Origin of the sequence: Halarchaeum sp. P4 (assembly GCF_051195175.1) — an archaeon.
Taxonomy (GTDB): Archaea; Halobacteriota; Halobacteria; order Halobacteriales; family Halobacteriaceae; genus Halarchaeum.
The window spans coordinates 1236298-1252937 of sequence record NZ_JBNTKC010000001.1; the positions used below are offsets into that span (position 1 = coordinate 1236298).

The window sequence follows — 16640 nt, forward strand, 5'->3', positions numbered from 1 at the left end:
CGCTCATTAGTCGTCGTACCGTGGGACGCGCGCGGAGCGGTCGCTCCCGACGACGAACGGTAGTTCGACGACGTCGGCCTCGCGCGCGCCGTCCTCGGTGGGAACGGTCACGGCGTCGGCCTCGAGGTCGAAGTTCACGAGCGCGAACGCGACGGGGGCCTCGACGCTCTCGCCCCACGCGGCCCGAGTGACCTCGCCGACGGTGCGCTCATCGACGCGGACGTCGAGGCCGTCGCCGACCGCCGGGACGGCCTCGCTGTCGCCCTCGAACTCGAGGCCGACGAGGCACTTGGAGGGCTGGCCGCGGTTCTCGACCTTCGAGACGACTTCCTGGCCGACGTAGCAGCCCTTCTCGAAGTCGAGCGCCGAGCGGAGGCCGAGGACGTTCGGTACCTGCCCCTGCATGTCGTGCGGGAAGACGGGCGTGCCGGCCTCGAGTGTGAGCGCCTCCCAGACCTGCGTGCCGAAGGGCGCGGCGTTCAGGCCGCGCGTGATGAGAGTGTCGAGGACGTCGCTCGCGCCGTCAGCGCCGACGACGATCTCGAACCCCTCCTCGCCGGCGGTGGAGTCGTTGCGGATGACGGTGACGCCGTGGTCGTAGATTTCCCCGCGGACGAAGGAGAGCGGGGCGTCCGGCGCGCCCGACTGGTGGAGGACGGACGCGACCTTCTCGGTGGCTTTCGGGCCGTGGACGCCGAAGACGGCGAAGTCGTCGGTGGCCTCCGCGATCTCGACGTCCTCGATGAAGACGTTCTCGCGCCACTCCTCGGCAACCTCCTGTACCGTTTCGGGCGGGAGGAAGCAGAGGAGTCTGTCGCCGGCCTCGTAGACGTACATGTCCGTGCGGATGCCGGCCTGTGGGTCGAGGAGGAGTGCGTAGGTCCCCCGTCCGTCCTCGTCGGGGACGGTATTCGTGACGGCGTTGTCGACGAACTCGCGGCGGTCCTCCCCGGTGATGACGAGCACGCCGTAGGCGTGTTCGGTGACGCCGACGGCGTTCCGGACGGCCCGATGCGTGCGTGCCGGCCGGCCGAAGTGTCGGGGGAGCGCGCGTTCGCCGCGCTCCTCGAAGACGGCGCCGTAGGCCTCGTGCGTGTCCCTGACGACGGTCATACTCGGGGAGTGGGGTGGAACGCGGTTAAACCGTCCGCTCCCGGCACGACGCCCTCAGAGGCCGACGCGCTCGCGGAGCCACGCGAAGAAGGATTGGGCATCCTCCGCTTCGGCCGTGGCCTCCTCCTCGGAGGGGACGACCCGGTCGGCGGGCCGGATGAGCGTCCGGTCGTCCTGCGCTTCGGCGGTGATGAGGCCGTCGCGCTTCAACTCGGCGAGGGCCTCCTCGAGGCCGTCGATGTCGGTGTCGACGCGGGAGCGGAGTTCGAAGACGGTCATCCCCTCCTCGCGGCGGTCGACCAGCGCGTCGAGCACCGCGACCTGGGTGTCTTCGCGGGACCGGAACTCGCTCTTCGCCTGCATACGCGGGCGTACGCCCCCCTGCCGTATAGCGGTGTCCCCGAGCGGTATCCTTTTCCCGGTGGACGGGGTACGACGTTTCCAATGGGTCTCAAGTGTTCCCTGCTCGGGCACGAGTACGGCGAGCCCGAAACGGAACGCGAACGTGAGGAGCGCGGCGACGAGGTGGTCGAGACCGTCCGGACCGTCGAGTACTGCGAGCGCTGCGGGGCGGAGCGGGTCGTGAGCGAGAACACCGAGGTCCGCTCCGTCCGGCACCCCCCCGAATCGCTCGCGGACGAGTCGGACGACACCGAGGCGGCCGACGAGTCCGGGACGGACGACTCCGGCCTCGCGAGCGCCGTCGAGCGCGTCGAGAACGAGTCCGAGAGTGCCATCGAGTCGGCGGCCGCCGCCGAGGCCGAGATTGACGAGGACGGCATCGACATCGACGAGAACGCGTCGCCGGCGGAGGACGACGCCGTCATCCTCACCGACGACGGCGAGGAAGTCACGCCGGAGCGCGAACGCGGCGAGTGGCCGTCCAGCGAGGACACGCGCGAGGGCGAGCGCCCCGACGAGGAGACGCCCGCCGTCAAGGACGTCGAGGAGGATGCCACTGTCATCGAGGGCGACACCGGCCCGACCGACGACGAGGAGACGAGCACGGGCGACGAGGAAGACGCCGAGGACGACGCCGTCTTCATCGACGAGACGGTGTCGGCCGAGGACGACGGCAGCGCCTCGACGGCGTGGCCCGAACAGGACGGCGAGGACGAGGGATTCGCCGCCGAACCCGCCACGTCGGGTGGAACGGACGTCTCCTTCGGCGGCGGCCTCGCGCCCGACGAGGAGTCCGAGCGCACCGTCGAGTCTAGCGGGGACGAGGAGGAGGTCGACCCGCGCGGCGGCATCGCGAGCGCCGGCCCCATCGAGACCGACCGGGGCTCTGAGTCCGCGAACACCGACGGCGACGAACTCGTCTGCCCCGAGTGCGGCGAGCGCACCGCCGTCAGTGGGTCGTCGCTGCGCGCGGGCGACATCTGTCCCGACTGCCACCGGGGGTATCTCGCGGAAGCCCCCGAGAGCGCGTGACACGAAGGGATTATACGGATACGTGCACTTCTGTGCGCCATGAAGGAGTACAAGATGCGCCGCGGGGAGTACCTCGAAGAGCGAGTCCCCGACATGGAGGCGACCATCGAGGAGTACTTCGGCGAAATCACCGGCACCGAGGAGTACAAGGGCAGCGACCTCTACGTCGTCGAAGACCCCGAAAACCCGGTTTTCGAACGTATCGTCGCGGGTGCCGTGTCCTACTCCGGCAAGAAGGACAAGCTCGCCGTCGAGTTCGAGGAACGTCCCGCCGCCGAAGTCATCGCCGACGGTGACGTCGAGGCCGCCGAGGACGCCGTCTCCGCGAAGAACGACTTCCTCCTTGAGGCCACGGGCCGCGACGCGAAGTCCCGACGGGACTCCCTCAAGCGTCAGGTCGAGGACGACGCCGAGACCCCCGACGGCGTCTCCGAGTAACGTACTCCGCTTCTCGCGTTTTCCGAGCACGTAGCGACGGCAGCCGCGAGCGTCACCCGTCGATGACGGTCGGCGTGTTGGCTACTCGTGTACGGGTCCGGACGCGTCGCTACCCGAGGAATCAGGGGAGCGACGAGAGGAGGCGGGGCGGGTTTAGCGGTTGAGCTTCTCGCGGCTGATGGCGACCCCGGAGGGAGCGACGATGAGTTGGTCGTCGCCCTTCTGGACGATGTCGCCACCGACTTCGCGCGCGACCTGCCGCAGTTCCTCGATGAGATGCTCCGTCATCGAGTCCTCGGTGCGCAGGCGGGTGATGTCCGCGACGACGATGTCGCCGTCGTAGACGGCGTCCTTGATGGCGATGACGTCCTCCTGGTCGTCGATTTCGGCGATGTGGATGCTCGTCTGCGCCTCGGCCGTCCCGGTGTCGAAGTCACCGAGGTCGAGTTCGACGTAGTCCTCGGTGCTGCGACCGGAACCACCGAGTATCTTCTGCATGAATCCCATGAGAGAATAGACCCGGCGGCATCTGCATAGGTCTTGCGTCCACGGCCGTGGGGCGGCTTCCGGATGTTTAGGGTGCTCGCGGCCGTCCGAGGAACCATGACGTTCAGCATCTGTGTCCACGAGACGTACGAGAACGAGGACGGCGCGACGCAGGACCGCTTCGGCGTGGCGGTGACGACGCGACTCCCTGGCGTGGGCACGCTCTGCCCGTTCGTCTCCGAGAACGGCGCGGTCGCGACGCAGTCGATGGTGAACGTCGAACTCGGACGGAAAGGCATCGAGTACGTGGACGACGGGCTCGCCGTCGAAGACGCGTTAGAGTCACTCCTGAACGCGGACGACGGGAAGCCCGAGCGCCAACTGCACGGCGTCGACCGGAACGGGACGTTCGCCTTCTCGGGGTCGGAGTGTCACGGCTGGTACGGCGAGGTCACGGGCGAGAACTACACCGTGGCGGGCAACCTCCTGACGGGTGCGAGCGTCGTCGAGGCCGTCGCGGAGACCTACGAGCAGAGCGATCGCACGAGGCCGCTCGCCGAGCGCCTCATCGACGCGCTCGCGGCCGGCCAAGCGGAGGGCGGCGACAAGCGTGAGACGCTCACGGTCCAGTCGGCGGCCCTGAAAGTCGCGACGACCGAGGACGAGGAGAACGCACCGGACTACGGCAACGACCTGCGCGTCGACGCCTCGGAGTCCCCCGTCCGGGAACTCCGCGAGACCTACCGGATGGCGACGACGGAGTTCGCGAAGGCCGCCGAGCGCTACGAGCGCGAGGAGTGATCAGAGCTGGCTGACGCGGGTCGAGGACTCCATGCCGCATTCCCGACACTCGGAAACGCGATGCGGCTCACGTGATCCGGGGTTGACACGTTGTGCCGCAGCGAGGCTGATGGTGACCCGGTGGTCGGTGTCACGCTCGCACACGGGGCAGAACTCGACGTGCGCGTCGAGTGCGGGTAGTTGAAGCGACATGTGCAATTGCTAAGACACGCGGCCGCCACAAATAGCTTTCCAGCGTTACAAGTTAGCGAGAGAGGATACCGAACCGAAAGCCGGTCGTTCAGCCCCGAACACGACGGGGCCGGCGGTTCTCAGACGTTGAACTCGAAGAGTTCGTCGCCGACGTGGTGGAGCGACTCGACGACCTTCCCCGAGTCGCCCGTCATCTCCTCGCCGTCGACGAGCGCGCGCCCGATGGCGAGCGCCTTCCCGTGGTTCTCCTCGACGACGACCACGAGGTCGCCCGCGTCGATGGAGTCGTCGGCCGTCGTGATGCCGGGGCGCATCACGTCCGCGCCGTCGCTCACGAACGACACCGCGCCCGCATCGACGGTGACGACGCCGCGCTCCGGCGGGTACTCGTTCGCGCCCCGAACCGTGAGGAACGGCTCGTCGTCGAAGTACGCCGCGAGCGGCTCGCCGTCCACGAGGACGACATCGCGGTCCTCGTCCTTGAACTCGACCAGTTCGTAGCTGTCCGCGTCCATCGTCACCCCGAGGATGTCATCGAGGTTGTCGTTCAGTTCGTCGACGTCGTCGCTTCGGAGATGGTGGCGGGACGAGACTTCCATAGTGGCATTGCCGTGCGTTCACCGCTTAAATCGCCCGCTCGGCGACGCCGGCGAGGACGACGGCGACACGCCTAACTGCCGGACCGTCCTACGAACGTCCATGTCGAACGACGCTACTTCGGCGGACGCCGACACCGAGCCCCAGGGGCCGGTCCGCATCCCCGCCGACCTCGCGCGCCAACTCGAGAACAAGCGCGAGGACCTCTTCGAGAAGTTCGAGATCCGCGACGAGTTCCCGCCCGAAGTCATGGCCGAGGCGGAGGAGCGCGTCGAGGACGTTCAGGCCGAAATCGAGGCCGAAATCGACGACCGCAAGGACCTCCGGGACCTCACCACGTGGACGACCGACCCCGCGGACGCTCAGGACTTCGACGACGCCATCAGCATCGAGGAGCGCGAGGACGAGTACGTCCTCTGGGTCCATATCGCCGACGTCAGCCACTACGTCCACCCCGAGTCCGAGATGTGGGAGGAAGCCATCAAGCGCGGGAACACCGTCTACCTCCCCGGCTACACCATCCACATGCTCCCGCCGATGCTCGCCGAGACGGTCTGCTCGCTCGTCCCGAACGAGGACCGCCTCGCACACACCGTCGAGATGCACCTCGACAAGGAGACCCTGGGCTACGAGACCATCGACATCTACAAGTCCGTCATCAACTCCGACGAGCGTCTCACCTACAAGCAGGCCGAGGAGCGCCTCGACGACGAGGACGCGCCCCTCCACGAAGAGTGCAATCTCGTCTTCGACGTCGCCGACCGGATGCACGAGCAGCGCAAGGAGGAGGGCTCGCTCGTCCTCAATCCGCGGCGTGACCGCGCACACACCATCATTGAGGAGTGCATGCTGAAGGCCAACAAGGCCGTCACGCACGAGCTCATGTGGGACCGCGGCGTCGAGGCCGTCTATCGCGTCCACCCCCAGCCGTCGCCGGACGAGTGGGACGACGCACTCCGCGAGATTCAGGAACTCGACGGCGTCTCCATCCCCGGCGACTCGTGGGACGACCCGCGGAAGGCCGTCAACGCCACGCTCGAGGAGGCACCGGGTCGCCAACTCGGGAAGATTCAGTGGGCAGTGATGAAGGTGATGCCGCGCGCGAAGTACATGAACGACCCCTTCGGCGGCCACCACGCGCTCAACTTCGAGATTTATGGGCACTTCACCAGCCCCATCCGCCGGATGAGCGACCTTGTCAACCACTGGATCGTCTACCAGAACGACGTCCCCGAGAACCTCATCGAACTCTGCGATCACGCCAGCGACCGGCAGAAGGCCGGCGAGAACGCCGAGCGCGAATACTCGGACTTCCTCGAAGAGGTCGGACTCGACGCCGACGCCGTGAAGAACCGTGGCATCGAAGCTGACGACGACCTCGACGAAATCGAGTATTAACGAGCCCTCGTCGGCACATGGGACCTGTCCCGTGTCTATCGAGGAGAGTCAGTACTGACACGATTCGTCGTCCACTTTTTCAGGTCGTCGCAATTCGCCGTCGGCGAGAACGTTATACCGCTGCGTGACAAACACTAACGTGACGGTGGCCGACGAGCCACCAACACGACACACATGAAGTGGACCGACGACCTTCCCGCAGACTGGGAGCAGGCACCCGAAGACCCCCCCGAAGAGGACGCCCCCGCCGTGAGTGAGAAGCTGACCAACGGCCTCCTCGTACGCGACCGAGAGGACGACGGGGTCTATCTCTACTGCTCCGAAACGGCCGAGGTCGTCGCCTGACCGAACCGACGGCTCCGCGACCCCTCTTTTCGAGAAACGTCCGCGCCGAGTGACGGCGCTACTGGTGTGTGAACAGCAGCACGTCGTCGTCGTGCGTCGTCACGCAGAGGTCGAGCACCTTCGAGAGTTCGAGACTGTTGAACTCGTCGCGACAGATCACGAGGTCGTCGAACGGCTGCTCGCACGCCGGACACGCCAGACTGACCGTGTTCGTGTACGTCTTCACGCCGCCGGCCTCCTCGTACGGCGTCAGCGAGGAGACGAGTTCGTTGTACGCGTCGTCGTCCATACGTTGACCCTTGGACTACACCGCCAAAACGTTGTAGGGTGGTCGGACGTCGGACGACGACGTGCAGACATTCCGAGAACTCAGGCGTCGACACCAAACGGTGTCAATCCTGAGAATCCGAGTAGAAACGGGATGGACTCGCTGGGATTTGAACCCAGGGCCTCTTCCTTGCGAAGGAAGCGATCTACCACTGATCTACGAGCCCTCGAACGCATCTATTCGTAATCGACGGTCGTTATTTGTACCTTGTGTTTCGGCAATGGTGTGCGACGGCGAAACGCGGCGCTACGTGGCGTGAAAAACGGGAGAATCGGTAGGCGCGTTCAACGCGCCGGCGTGGTCCACTCGGGGAGCGGACTCAGTCTTCGAGGACGATCTCGATGCTGACGTCGTTCGGGACCTGGATGCGCATGAGCTGGCGGAGCGCGCGTTCGTCGGCGTCGATGTCGATGAGACGCTTGTGGACGCGCATCTCCCAGTGCTCCCACGTCGCTGTCCCCTCACCGTCGGGGGACTTGCGCGCGGGGACCTCGAGGGTCTTGGTGGGCAGCGGGACCGGCCCACTCAGGCTGACACCCGTCTTGTCCGCAATCTCGCGGACGTCATCACAGATGTCATCAAGGTCCGACGGACTGACGCCCGCGAGCCGAACTCGTGCCTGCTGCATTCGTTAGGCCTCGTTGACTTCGAGGACCTTGCCGGCCGCGATGGTCTGACCCATGTCGCGGACCGCGAAGGAGCCGAGCTCCGGAATCTCGGAGGACGGCTCGATGCTGAGAGGCTTCTGCGGGCGGACGGTGACGACGGCAGCGTCGCCGGACTGGATGAAGTCCGGGTTCTCCTCGGCGACTTCGCCGGAGGACGGGTCCATCTTCTTGTCGATGGACTCGATCGTACACGCGACCTGCGCCGTGTGGGCGTGGAAGACCGGCGTGTAACCCGCCGTGATCACGGACGGGTGCTGCATCACGACGACCTGGGCCGTGAACGTCTCGGCGACGCTCGGCGGGTCGTCAGCGGGACCACAGACGTCACCGCGACGGATGTCGTCCTTGCCGATGCCACGGACGTTGAACCCAACGTTGTCACCGGGCTCGGCGCTCGGGACTTCCTCGTGGTGCATCTCGATGGTCTTGACCTCGCCACCGACGTCAGACGGCTGGAAGCTGACGTTGTCGCCCGTGTTCATCGTCCCGGTCTCGATACGTCCGACGGGGACGGTACCGATGCCGGAGATGGTGTAGACGTCCTGAATCGGGAGGCGCAGCGGCGCGTCCGTCGGCGGCTGCGGCTCCGGCAGAGAGTTGAGAGCCTCGAGGAGGGTCTCGCCGTCGTACCACGGCGTGTTCTCGGACGGCTCGGAGACGTTGTCGCCCTCGAAGGCGGACGTCGGGATGAAGGAGGCGTCCTCCGTGTTGAACTGGACCTGCTTGAGGAGGTCCTGCACGTCGGAGACGACCTGCTTGTACGTGGACTCCTTGTAGTCGACGACGTCCATCTTGTTGACGGCGACGATGAGCTCGTCGATGCCCAGCGTGCGGGCGAGGAAGACGTGCTCCTGAGTCTGGGGCGCGACACCGTCGTCGGCGGCGACGACGAGGACGGCGTTGTCAGCCTGGGACGCGCCCGTAATCATGTTCTTGACGAAGTCGCGGTGGCCCGGACAGTCGACGATAGTGAAGTAGTACTCGTCGGTGTCGAACTCCTGATGGGCGATGTCAATGGTGACACCACGCTCACGCTCTTCGGCGAGGTTGTCCATGACGTAGGCGAACTCGAAGCCGCCCTTGCCCTTCTCTTCGGCTTCCTCGCGGTGCTGCTCGATGACGTGCTCGGGCACACTCCCAGTCTCGAAGAGGAGCCGCCCGACCATCGTACTCTTCCCGTGGTCGACGTGGCCGATGACGGCCAGGTTCTGGTGCGGTTTGTCGCTCATGGTCAGGTTTCGCGCTGAACGCGCGCTCTGTGGAACGTATTCGCCAGTTACGTGTAAAACGGTTTCGATAGCTCCTCGCCCCTGTCGAGCCTTCACGCGGCCGAATACTGGCACTTCGTACCGTGGCAAAAAGTAGCTCGACCGATCAGAGCTCGGGGAGTCGACCCACGTCGGCGAGCACCGCGCTCGCCGTCTCCGGACCGCCCGCACCCCGGCCGCTGATGTTCAGCCGCCCCGCGTGCGTCGTCTCCAGTTGGACGATGTTCTGCGTCCCCGACACTGCGAGCGTGTCGTTCGACGTGACGAGGCGTGGGCCGACACGGACGTCGCCGTCCTCCGTGACTTCGCCGATGAGCCGGACCGTCCGCCCGTCCTCGGCAGCGAGATCGAGTGCACTCGTCGGAATGTCCGTGATTCCCTGCACCGTCACGTCCTCGAGCGAGTAGCCGCCGTCGTGGAGGACGTTCGCGAGGATGGCACACTTCAGCGCCGCGTCCGTCCCCTCGACGTCGAAGGACGGGTCGGCCTCCGCGACGCCGAGGTCCTGGGCCTCCGCGAGGACGTGTTCGTACCCGAGACCCTCGGCGGCCATCCGGGAGAGTACGAAATTCGCCGTTCCGTTCAGCACGCCGCGCGCCGCAGTGACGTGCGACGGGTCCATCCCCTCGATGGTCGCGATGACCGGGATGGCACCACCGACGGTCGCCTCGAATCGGACCTCGCCCTCGCTCGCTTCCGCGAGCGCCATCACGTCGTCGTAGCGCTCCGCGACTGGCCCCTTGTTCGCGAGGACGACGTGGCGGTCCGACTCGAGCGCGAGTTCGACGTGCTCGAAGCCCGGGTGAGCGTCGCCGAGCGTCGTCGGCGTCGCCTCCACGAGACAGTCGTACTCCGCACCGAGCGCCGCCGAGGGGTCGTCCTCGCCGACCGACCCGACGCGCTCCTTGTGTTCGAGCGCGGCCCCGACGTCGATGCCGTCTGCGTCCACAACTGCACCCGTTGAGTCCGCGAACGCCGTCACATCGTGGCCGTACTCGCCCGCGAGTTCGACGACGCTCCGTCCGACCGCGCCCGCGCCGACGACGGCGAGTTTCATGCTTCACCCCCCACGAGCGGCTCGACGACCTGTAACTCCTTGTCAGCGGCCACGTCGCGGACGCACGCGAGCGCGTCGCCGACCGACCCCTCGGTAGCCGCGAGGCGCATCCGCGCACTGGAGATGTTGTCCGTCCCCTCCTCGTCCGTCAGCGAGAAATCGACGACGGACGCCGACGCGCACTCCTCGATGCGCGAGAGCGTATCGGAGAGGTCGGTCTCGACGAGATGGCCGACGAGCAGGACCGTCACCTCCTCGCCGTAGGCTTCGGCGCCGGCCTGAATGACGTTCACACCGGCGTCACGGAGTGCGTCAACGATGACCTCGAACTGGTGGGGCGTACACTCGAGGTCGACTTCGACGGGGATGTGGCCGCGCGGCGTCAGCGACCCCCGCTCGTGGAAGACGCTGAGGAGGTTCCCGCCGTTCTCCGCGATGGGCTGGAGGGCGTTCAGCAGCTCGCCGGGTTCGTCGACGAGTTCGAGGCGTATCGTGTGCGCCTGCCGGCCCTCCTCGCCGCCGTCCGTCGCGGGCGCGTCGTTCTCAGTCTCGCTCACCGGTGATCCCCCCGGACGCTCCCGGCGGCAGTTGTGAGAGCGACACGAGTCGATGGTTGCGTGTCGCTCCTGTCGCCAGCGGGCGTGTCCGCGTACATATCGCATCAGAACGGCCTGATGGCGTTATAATCCTTCGGGATGGACTGAGACGGGTGAAAGCGGGCCGACGGACGCGTCGCTCGCGTCGCGTGAAAACGAAAGGGGAAGCGAGTGAGAGTTAGAAGTAGTCGATCGCTTCGGGCAGTTCGGTCTTCATGCCCTTGCGCTCGCGGATCTCCTGAATCTTCTCGCCCTGCATGTTGTCGGACATGACGCGGAAGCCGGCGTTCTCCGTGTTCCAGGAGGCCCGACCCTCGGTCGCGGAGCGGATGTCGCTCGAGAATCCGATCATCTCGTCGACGGGCGCGATGCCCTCGACGACCATGAGGTCACCCTCCTGGTACATGTCGTCGACGCGGCCACGGCGTCCCTGAATCTCGCCGGACGCGGCGCCCATGTGCTCGGTCGGGACGTCGATACGGACGTCCTGAATCGGCTCGAGGAGCTTGATGTGCGCGTCGATGAGCGCGTTGTGGACTGCCTGCCGAACCGCGGGGATGACCTGCGCGGGACCGCGGTGGATGGCGTCCTCGTGGAGGCGGGCGTCGTGCAGGCGGATGAGCGCGCCCTGCACGGGCTCGGCGGCGAGCGGACCGTCGTCGAGCGCCTCCTCAAGGCCCTCGATGACGAGTTCCATCGTCTCGTTGAGGTGCTGGATACCCTTCGTGTCGTCGATGAAGATGTTCGTGTTGTGGATCTCCTCGACTTCCTGAGAGGTCTCCTTGTCCATGCCGGCCTCCTGCAGGACCTCACGGCGCTCCTGCTCGGGCATATCCATCGAGACCTCGCCGAGCTTGATCTGCTCGACGATCTCCTCGCTGAGCGGCTCGACCGTGATGTAGAAGCGGTTATGCCGGTTGGGCGAGCGACCCTCGACCTCGCGGGACTCCTGCGTCGGTGCCTCGCGGTAGACGACGATCGGCTCACCGGTGATGACCGGAATACCCTGATTGCGCTCGATGCGCTGGGTGATGACCTCGAGGTGAAGTTCACCCTGCCCACTGATGAGGTGTTCGCCGGTGTCCTCGTTAATCTCGATGCGGATGGTCGGGTCTTCCTTCGCGACCTGCTGGAGCGTCTCGATGAGCTTCGGCAGGTCGTCCATGTTCTTCGCCTCGACGGACTTCGTGATGACCGGCTCACTGATGTGTTCGATGGACTCGAACGGCGTCATCTCCGTGCTGGAGACGGTGGAACCGGCGATGGCGTCCTTCAAACCGGTGACGGCGGCGATGTTGCCGGCGGGGACGCGCTCGACCTCCTCGCGCTCGCCACCCATGTAGATCCCGACGGACTGGATGCGGTTGGTTCCGGCAGTGCCGGAGATGTGTAGGTCCTGACCCTTCTCGATGGTGCCGGAGAAGACGCGGCCCGCGGCGATTTCGCCGGCGTGCGGGTCGACACCGATGTCGGTGACCATCAGGACAACCTCGCCGTCGGGGTCGACGTCCCGCATCTGCGCCGCGATGTCGGAGTCGGAGTCACCACGCCAGATGGTCGGGATACGGCGGGGCTGGGCCTCGATGGGGTTCGGGAAGTGCTCGGCGACCATGTCGAGCACGACGTCCGAGAGCGGGGTACGCTCGTGGAGCTCCTGGCGCTTGTCGTTGCGCTCGAGGTCGATGATGTCGCCGAAGTCGATGCCGGTGCGCTGCATCGACGGCATGGAGACGCCCCACTTGTAGAGCGCGGACCCGAAGGCGACGGTCCCGTCCTCGACGGAGACGGTCCAGTCGTCGATATCGTCGCGCTCCTCGGTCATCCCGCGGATGAGCTCGTTGACGTCGCCGATGACGTCGAGGAGGCGCTGCTGCATCTCCTCGGGCCCCTCCTGGAGCTCGGAGATGAGGCGGTCGACCTTGTTGATGAACAGCGTCGGCTTGACGCCCTCGCGGAGCGCCTGCCGGACGACGGTCTCCGTCTGGGGCATCGCGCCCTCGACGGCGTCGACGACGACGAGCGCGCCGTCGACGGCGCGCATCGCGCGCGTCACGTCGCCACCGAAGTCGACGTGGCCCGGCGTGTCGATGAGGTTGACGAGGTGGTCCTGACCCTCGTACTCGTGGGTCATGGAGACGTTCGCGGCGTCAATCGTGATGCCGCGCTCCTGCTCGTCTTCCTCCGTGTCCATCGCGAGCTGCTCGCCCGCGGTCTCGTCGGAGATCATCCCCGCACCGGCGAGGAGGTTGTCGGTGAGGGTCGTCTTGCCGTGGTCGACGTGGGCGGCGATGGCAATGTTCCGGATATGCTCCGGCTGGTCCATCAGCCGCTCACACTGTTCGACGATCTTCTTGCGTCGGCCCATTATGCACGTGTGTACCGCCAGCGGGTTGAAAAGGGTAGTGTTTCGGCTCGCGTGGGCGCGACACGGCGACACACGGTACGGACGACTCCGTCCGGCTCCCGAGACCACTAGAGACGACCCTCGCCGTGGGCGCAAGAGTCAACCGCGTCCATCCCGTGGTAACGACACACATGGATGTACAGGTCATGGGCTCCGTCCCGCCGGGGCCGTTCCTCGGCGCGCGGGACCTCTTCGAAATCGAGCACGACCTCGAGAAGCCGGTCGAAGTGCACGTCCGCGAGAACCCCGACGAGCGGACGTGGGCCGGCCACTACGAGGACCGGCACGTCCTCAACATCTCGCGGCGCGCCGCCACCTCCGTGATGGCGCGCGAACTCGCCCTCCACGAGTACGCCCACATGCGCCGCTACGAGGACGCGCACGTCTCACACACCATGGGGCTCTCCGAGGTGCTGTTCCTCGCGCTCCCCGGCCGGCGCGTCGAGCGCCGCGTCCTCCAGCAGTGCGAACAGGTCGCGAACCACGCGAAGGACATCTACGCCGACGACATCACGCTCGACGTCGCTCCGGCCGACAAACTCCTCACCTTCCTCGAGTCACAACTCGCCGCGGCCGTCGCGGAGCGCTCGGCCGCCGACGTCGGGCCGACCGGCGGCTATCGCCTCACCGCCGCCGCGGACCCCGAAATGACCGCGGTGAACGCCGCGTTCGCGCTCGCGCTCCTCGAACGCCACGACGCCGTCGAGGAGGACCACCGTATCTACGAGTTCGCGGACCTCGCGAACGCCGACGCGCCCGGCGTCGACGTGGAGTGGTTCAAGGAGCAGTTCCGGACGCTCGCGCGCGACCCCGACGAGTCCGCGTACCGGCACGCGCTCGTCGACCTCGTGCGCGCGTTCGTCGACGCCCACGAGACCACGACGGGGCCGGCGGCCGACTGACTGCCATCGTCGGCATCGAGCCGACCAGTATCTCGACACGGAGACGCGTCGCTACGCGTCTGGAGAGTGAGAGAGAGCGACAGAGAAAGTTGGAAAGCAGTTAGCGGGCGGCCGCAGCGACGCGCTCCTTCTCCTCCTTCTGGGAGATGGCGTAAACCTGCACGTCGTAGTCGGCGGCGCGGACGAGCTGGTTCGCGAGCGCTTCGGCGGCGGACGTCGACGTCTTGAACGAGTCGGCGTGCGCGCCGTCCGCGATGAACTTGAGTGCCTGGTCGACGCGGCGCTGCGGCGCGACGTCGACGGCCTTCGGGACGGAGATGCCACCGTACTTCAGGCGGACGGTCTCCTCACGCGGCGCGGCGTTCTCGACGGCCGTGACGAGGACCTGCACCGGGTTCTCCTCGGTGCGCTCGTGGACGAGCTCGAAGGCCTCGCGGACGATCTTGAGCGCCTGCTGCTTCTTTCCGGCGTTGCGGCCGGTCTTCATCAGGCGGTTGGTCAGGCGCTCGACGATGGAGACCTGGCTCTTCTTGAACTGCTTCGACGCGTGGCGACCCATCGTGTGCGCGATGGGCGTCACGGTGATGTAGCGCTTCGTGGACGGGTCGGCGTAACTGATCTCGGAGACGTCCCAGACGCCGAAGAGGTCGGCTTCCGAGGACTCCTCGCCACCCGCAGGCTGCTCGGGCTCAGGGGCTTCTTCTTCCGTGGACATGTTATCGGACAGGCTTCTCCGCGTTCCCGCGGACGAGTTCGATCATCGAGACACCGTTGACCTTCTCGACCTTGTAGTTCACGCCGGAAAGGTCACCCATGGCACGACCCTTCGCGCCACCGATACCGGCGATAGTGACCTCGTCGTGCTCGTCGATGAACGAGATGGCGCCGTCACCGGGGCAGAACGCGGTGACCTGCTTCCCGTTCTTGATGAGCTGAACGCGGACACACTTCCGGATGGCGGAGTTGGGCTGCTTGGCCTCGATCCCGACCTTCTCCAGAACGATACCTCGACCCTGCGGCGCGCCCTCGAGGGGGTCGGACTTCTCCGATAGACCCCGCTCCCGGCGCGCGTAGTCAGAGTCGGACCACCGATGCGTCTGGCGGTCCTTCTTGAGTTTGCGCGCGGCGTACTTACCGTTCGGCATACGCACGAATTCCCCGTGCAACTACTTAAGCCCGGTCTTTTGGCGACGGGCGTGTCTCTACGGCGCACGCTCGCGAGTGAGGGCGTCGACAATCGGGTGGGCGTCGCCGGTCCGGAGCGTCACGGTCCGTCCCTTCGGCGGGTTCAGCGTGATGTCGCTCTCGGCGAACCGCTCGGCCACCCGCCGGTGGAAACTGTCCTTCACTTCCCAGACTGCGCCGTGGTCGGGGTCACCAACCCAGAGCAGGACGGAGAGCGCGACCCGCGACTCGCCGAACCCGGACGCCGAGACGGACGGCGCTGGGTCGTCGAGGACGCGGTCGTCAGCGGCCGCCGTCTCGCGGAGAATCTCGCTCGCGCGCTCGACGTCGCGCGGCCGGACTTCGACCTCCTCGGTGAGCCGATACCGCCCGCGCGAGTAGGGGTTGCGTATCTCGGCGGTCGCGAGCGTCGAGTTCGGCACCGTGACGACCTCGTCTGCCGTCGTGCGTACGCGCGTCACGCGGAAGTCGACCGCCTCGACCGACCCTTCGCGGTTGTTCCACGCGATGTGGTCGCCGACGCCGAAGTCCGGGTCGGCGACGAGGAACGCGCCGGCGACGACGTTCCCGAGCGTCTCGCGGCCCGCGACGCCGATGACGACGGACGCGGCTGCCGCCACCACTGCGGATTTCGTCAACACCGCGCCGAACCCGGCCGCGACGAGGCCGGCGAGGAAAGCGACAGCCACGACCACCACACGCGCGTACGAGCGGACTGCACGCACGAGCGCGGGGTTGTCGGTGTTTCGCACGCGCACCGCGTGCGCCACCGCGGGCACGGCGAGATAGCGCCCGACGACACCGACGGCGGCGGCCGCGACGACGAACGCCCCGATACGGACGAGCGCGCCCTGCGAGGACGTGATGACGTCCGAAACACCCCACACTACTTGCTCACCTCGTGTCGGCTCTGCATACGCGTCGCTACCCGGGAGAGCTACGTAAGAAAGTGCGTCCACGGCGTGGGAATCAACCACGCGCTACGAGCGCCCGGACGGGCGCTACGTCAGCTGGATGTCGTCGACGTCGAAGTGGCGTTTCGCGAGCCGCTTCGCCATCTCGATGTTCTTGCCGTCCTCGCCGATGGCGACGCCGCGGTCCTCATGGGCCACCTCGGCGTACGCCACCGTGTCGTCGTTCTCGCTGATCGTGACGTTGTAGACGGCGGCGGGGCTGAGCGCGTGCGCGACGAACCCCTCCGCGGACGGCGCGTCCTCGACGAGCTCGACGTCTCGGCCGAGCTGCTCCTCGAGATGCTGGACGCGTTCGCCCCCACGGCCGATGGCCTGGGGCATCTCACCGGCCTTCACGACGAAGACGACCCGGTCGTGGTCGTCGTCGACGACACAGTCGACGGCGGTCGCGTCCGTCGCGTCCTCAAAGGCGGCGATGTACTGGCGCGCCTCGTCGGAGAGGGTGACGGTCACG

21 protein-coding genes and 1 tRNA gene are annotated in these 16640 nt (G+C 66.7%); 6 read left to right on the forward strand and 16 right to left on the reverse strand.

The features are described 5' to 3' along the window. Positions 1 to 6: 6 nt before the first annotated feature. Both ACQUS8_RS06640 and ACQUS8_RS06645 read right to left on the reverse strand, forming a co-directional pair. Entirely contained in the window at positions 7 to 1113 is a 1107-nt protein-coding gene (locus ACQUS8_RS06640; protein ID WP_435098702.1) for an aminomethyltransferase family protein, read from the reverse strand. Between the two features lie 54 nt (positions 1114 to 1167). Continuing rightward, the gene (locus ACQUS8_RS06645) at positions 1168 to 1476 is read right to left on the reverse strand and encodes a DUF6432 family protein (protein ID WP_435098705.1); all 309 of its coding nucleotides are present in this window, start codon (positions 1474 to 1476) and stop codon (positions 1168 to 1170) included. A gap of 81 nt (positions 1477 to 1557) precedes the next feature. On the opposite strand from ACQUS8_RS06645, the gene ACQUS8_RS06650 reads away from it, so the two are divergent. Both ACQUS8_RS06650 and ACQUS8_RS06655 read left to right on the forward strand, forming a co-directional pair. After that, positions 1558 to 2547: a DUF7093 family protein gene (locus tag ACQUS8_RS06650; RefSeq protein WP_435098707.1), complete on the forward strand. Its 990-nt coding sequence runs from the start codon at positions 1558 to 1560 to the stop codon at positions 2545 to 2547. A gap of 39 nt (positions 2548 to 2586) precedes the next feature. Beyond that, positions 2587 to 2985, forward strand: coding sequence for a DUF5611 family protein (locus ACQUS8_RS06655; protein WP_435098710.1), 399 nt, complete (start codon positions 2587 to 2589; stop codon positions 2983 to 2985). A 153-nt stretch (positions 2986 to 3138) separates the two neighbouring features. On the opposite strand, the gene ACQUS8_RS06660 is transcribed toward ACQUS8_RS06655, so the two are convergent. Then, positions 3139 to 3492 carry a cell division protein SepF gene (locus ACQUS8_RS06660; RefSeq protein ID WP_435098713.1) on the reverse strand — a complete coding sequence of 118 codons (354 nt, stop codon included), beginning with the start codon at positions 3490 to 3492 and terminating at the stop codon, positions 3139 to 3141. A gap of 96 nt (positions 3493 to 3588) precedes the next feature. Here ACQUS8_RS06660 and ACQUS8_RS06665 point away from each other — a divergent pair, with 96 nt between their 5' ends. Then, positions 3589 to 4272: a DUF1028 domain-containing protein gene (locus tag ACQUS8_RS06665; protein ID WP_435098716.1), complete on the forward strand. Its 684-nt coding sequence runs from the start codon at positions 3589 to 3591 to the stop codon at positions 4270 to 4272. On the opposite strand, the gene ACQUS8_RS06670 is transcribed toward ACQUS8_RS06665, so the two are convergent. Continuing rightward, positions 4273 to 4464, reverse strand: coding sequence for a hypothetical protein (locus ACQUS8_RS06670; RefSeq protein WP_435098719.1), 192 nt, complete (start codon positions 4462 to 4464; stop codon positions 4273 to 4275). It lies immediately after the preceding gene. Positions 4465 to 4583: 119 nt separating this feature from the next. After that, the gene (locus tag ACQUS8_RS06675) at positions 4584 to 5063 is read right to left on the reverse strand and encodes an RNA-binding protein (RefSeq protein WP_435098722.1); all 480 of its coding nucleotides are present in this window, start codon (positions 5061 to 5063) and stop codon (positions 4584 to 4586) included. Between the two features lie 100 nt (positions 5064 to 5163). Between ACQUS8_RS06675 and ACQUS8_RS06680 the strand changes: the two genes are divergently transcribed. Together ACQUS8_RS06680 and ACQUS8_RS06685 are read left to right on the forward strand one after the other, a co-directional pair. Continuing rightward, complete coding sequence (locus ACQUS8_RS06680; RefSeq protein ID WP_435098725.1) at positions 5164 to 6459, forward strand: RNB domain-containing ribonuclease; 1296 nt, start codon at positions 5164 to 5166, stop codon at positions 6457 to 6459. Between the two features lie 174 nt (positions 6460 to 6633). After that, entirely contained in the window at positions 6634 to 6804 is a 171-nt protein-coding gene (locus tag ACQUS8_RS06685) for a hypothetical protein (RefSeq protein WP_435098728.1), read from the forward strand. 58 nt (positions 6805 to 6862) lie between these two features. Here the strand turns inward: ACQUS8_RS06685 and ACQUS8_RS06690 are convergent, their stop codons facing one another. The 7 genes from ACQUS8_RS06690 to ACQUS8_RS06720 all read right to left on the reverse strand — a co-directional run bounded on the left by ACQUS8_RS06690 (position 6863) and on the right by ACQUS8_RS06720 (position 13086). Further along, positions 6863 to 7093: a DUF7385 family protein gene (locus ACQUS8_RS06690; protein ID WP_435098731.1), complete on the reverse strand. Its 231-nt coding sequence runs from the start codon at positions 7091 to 7093 to the stop codon at positions 6863 to 6865. A gap of 133 nt (positions 7094 to 7226) precedes the next feature. Further along, positions 7227 to 7298: transfer RNA gene (locus ACQUS8_RS06695), tRNA-Ala, on the reverse strand. Positions 7299 to 7451: 153 nt separating this feature from the next. Continuing rightward, positions 7452 to 7760, reverse strand: a complete 309-nt coding sequence (gene rpsJ, locus ACQUS8_RS06700) for a 30S ribosomal protein S10 (RefSeq protein WP_123074339.1) — start codon at positions 7758 to 7760, stop codon at positions 7452 to 7454. Positions 7761 to 7763: 3 nt separating this feature from the next. Beyond that, positions 7764 to 9029, reverse strand: coding sequence for a translation elongation factor EF-1 subunit alpha (gene tuf, locus ACQUS8_RS06705; protein WP_435098734.1), 1266 nt, complete (start codon positions 9027 to 9029; stop codon positions 7764 to 7766). 145 nt (positions 9030 to 9174) lie between these two features. Continuing rightward, positions 9175 to 10125, reverse strand: coding sequence for a homoserine dehydrogenase (locus ACQUS8_RS06710; protein ID WP_435098737.1), 951 nt, complete (start codon positions 10123 to 10125; stop codon positions 9175 to 9177). Then, on the reverse strand, positions 10122 to 10682 hold the full coding sequence (locus ACQUS8_RS06715) for an amino acid-binding protein (protein ID WP_435098740.1): 561 nt from the start codon (positions 10680 to 10682) through the stop codon (positions 10122 to 10124). The genes ACQUS8_RS06710 and ACQUS8_RS06715 overlap by 4 nt, the downstream gene beginning before the upstream one ends. 217 nt (positions 10683 to 10899) lie before the next feature. After that, on the reverse strand, positions 10900 to 13086 hold the full coding sequence (locus ACQUS8_RS06720) for an elongation factor EF-2 (protein WP_435098743.1): 2187 nt from the start codon (positions 13084 to 13086) through the stop codon (positions 10900 to 10902). A 170-nt stretch (positions 13087 to 13256) separates the two neighbouring features. On the opposite strand from ACQUS8_RS06720, the gene ACQUS8_RS06725 reads away from it, so the two are divergent. Continuing rightward, the gene (locus tag ACQUS8_RS06725; RefSeq protein ID WP_435098746.1) at positions 13257 to 14027 is read left to right on the forward strand and encodes a DUF5781 family protein; all 771 of its coding nucleotides are present in this window, start codon (positions 13257 to 13259) and stop codon (positions 14025 to 14027) included. Positions 14028 to 14127: 100 nt separating this feature from the next. On the opposite strand, the gene ACQUS8_RS06730 is transcribed toward ACQUS8_RS06725, so the two are convergent. From ACQUS8_RS06730 to ACQUS8_RS06745, 4 genes are all read right to left on the reverse strand, one after another. Further along, a complete protein-coding gene (locus ACQUS8_RS06730; RefSeq protein ID WP_435098749.1) occupies positions 14128 to 14742 on the reverse strand; it encodes a 30S ribosomal protein S7 in 615 nt (204 codons plus the stop codon). A gap of 1 nt (position 14743) precedes the next feature. Beyond that, on the reverse strand, positions 14744 to 15172 hold the full coding sequence (locus ACQUS8_RS06735) for a 30S ribosomal protein S12 (RefSeq protein WP_435098751.1): 429 nt from the start codon (positions 15170 to 15172) through the stop codon (positions 14744 to 14746). Between the two features lie 57 nt (positions 15173 to 15229). Next, complete coding sequence (locus ACQUS8_RS06740; RefSeq protein WP_435098754.1) at positions 15230 to 16099, reverse strand: mechanosensitive ion channel family protein; 870 nt, start codon at positions 16097 to 16099, stop codon at positions 15230 to 15232. Between the two features lie 114 nt (positions 16100 to 16213). Further along, the gene (locus tag ACQUS8_RS06745) at positions 16214 to 16639 is read right to left on the reverse strand and encodes a NusA-like transcription termination signal-binding factor (protein WP_435098757.1); all 426 of its coding nucleotides are present in this window, start codon (positions 16637 to 16639) and stop codon (positions 16214 to 16216) included. Between the last annotated feature and the right edge of the window lies 1 nt (position 16640).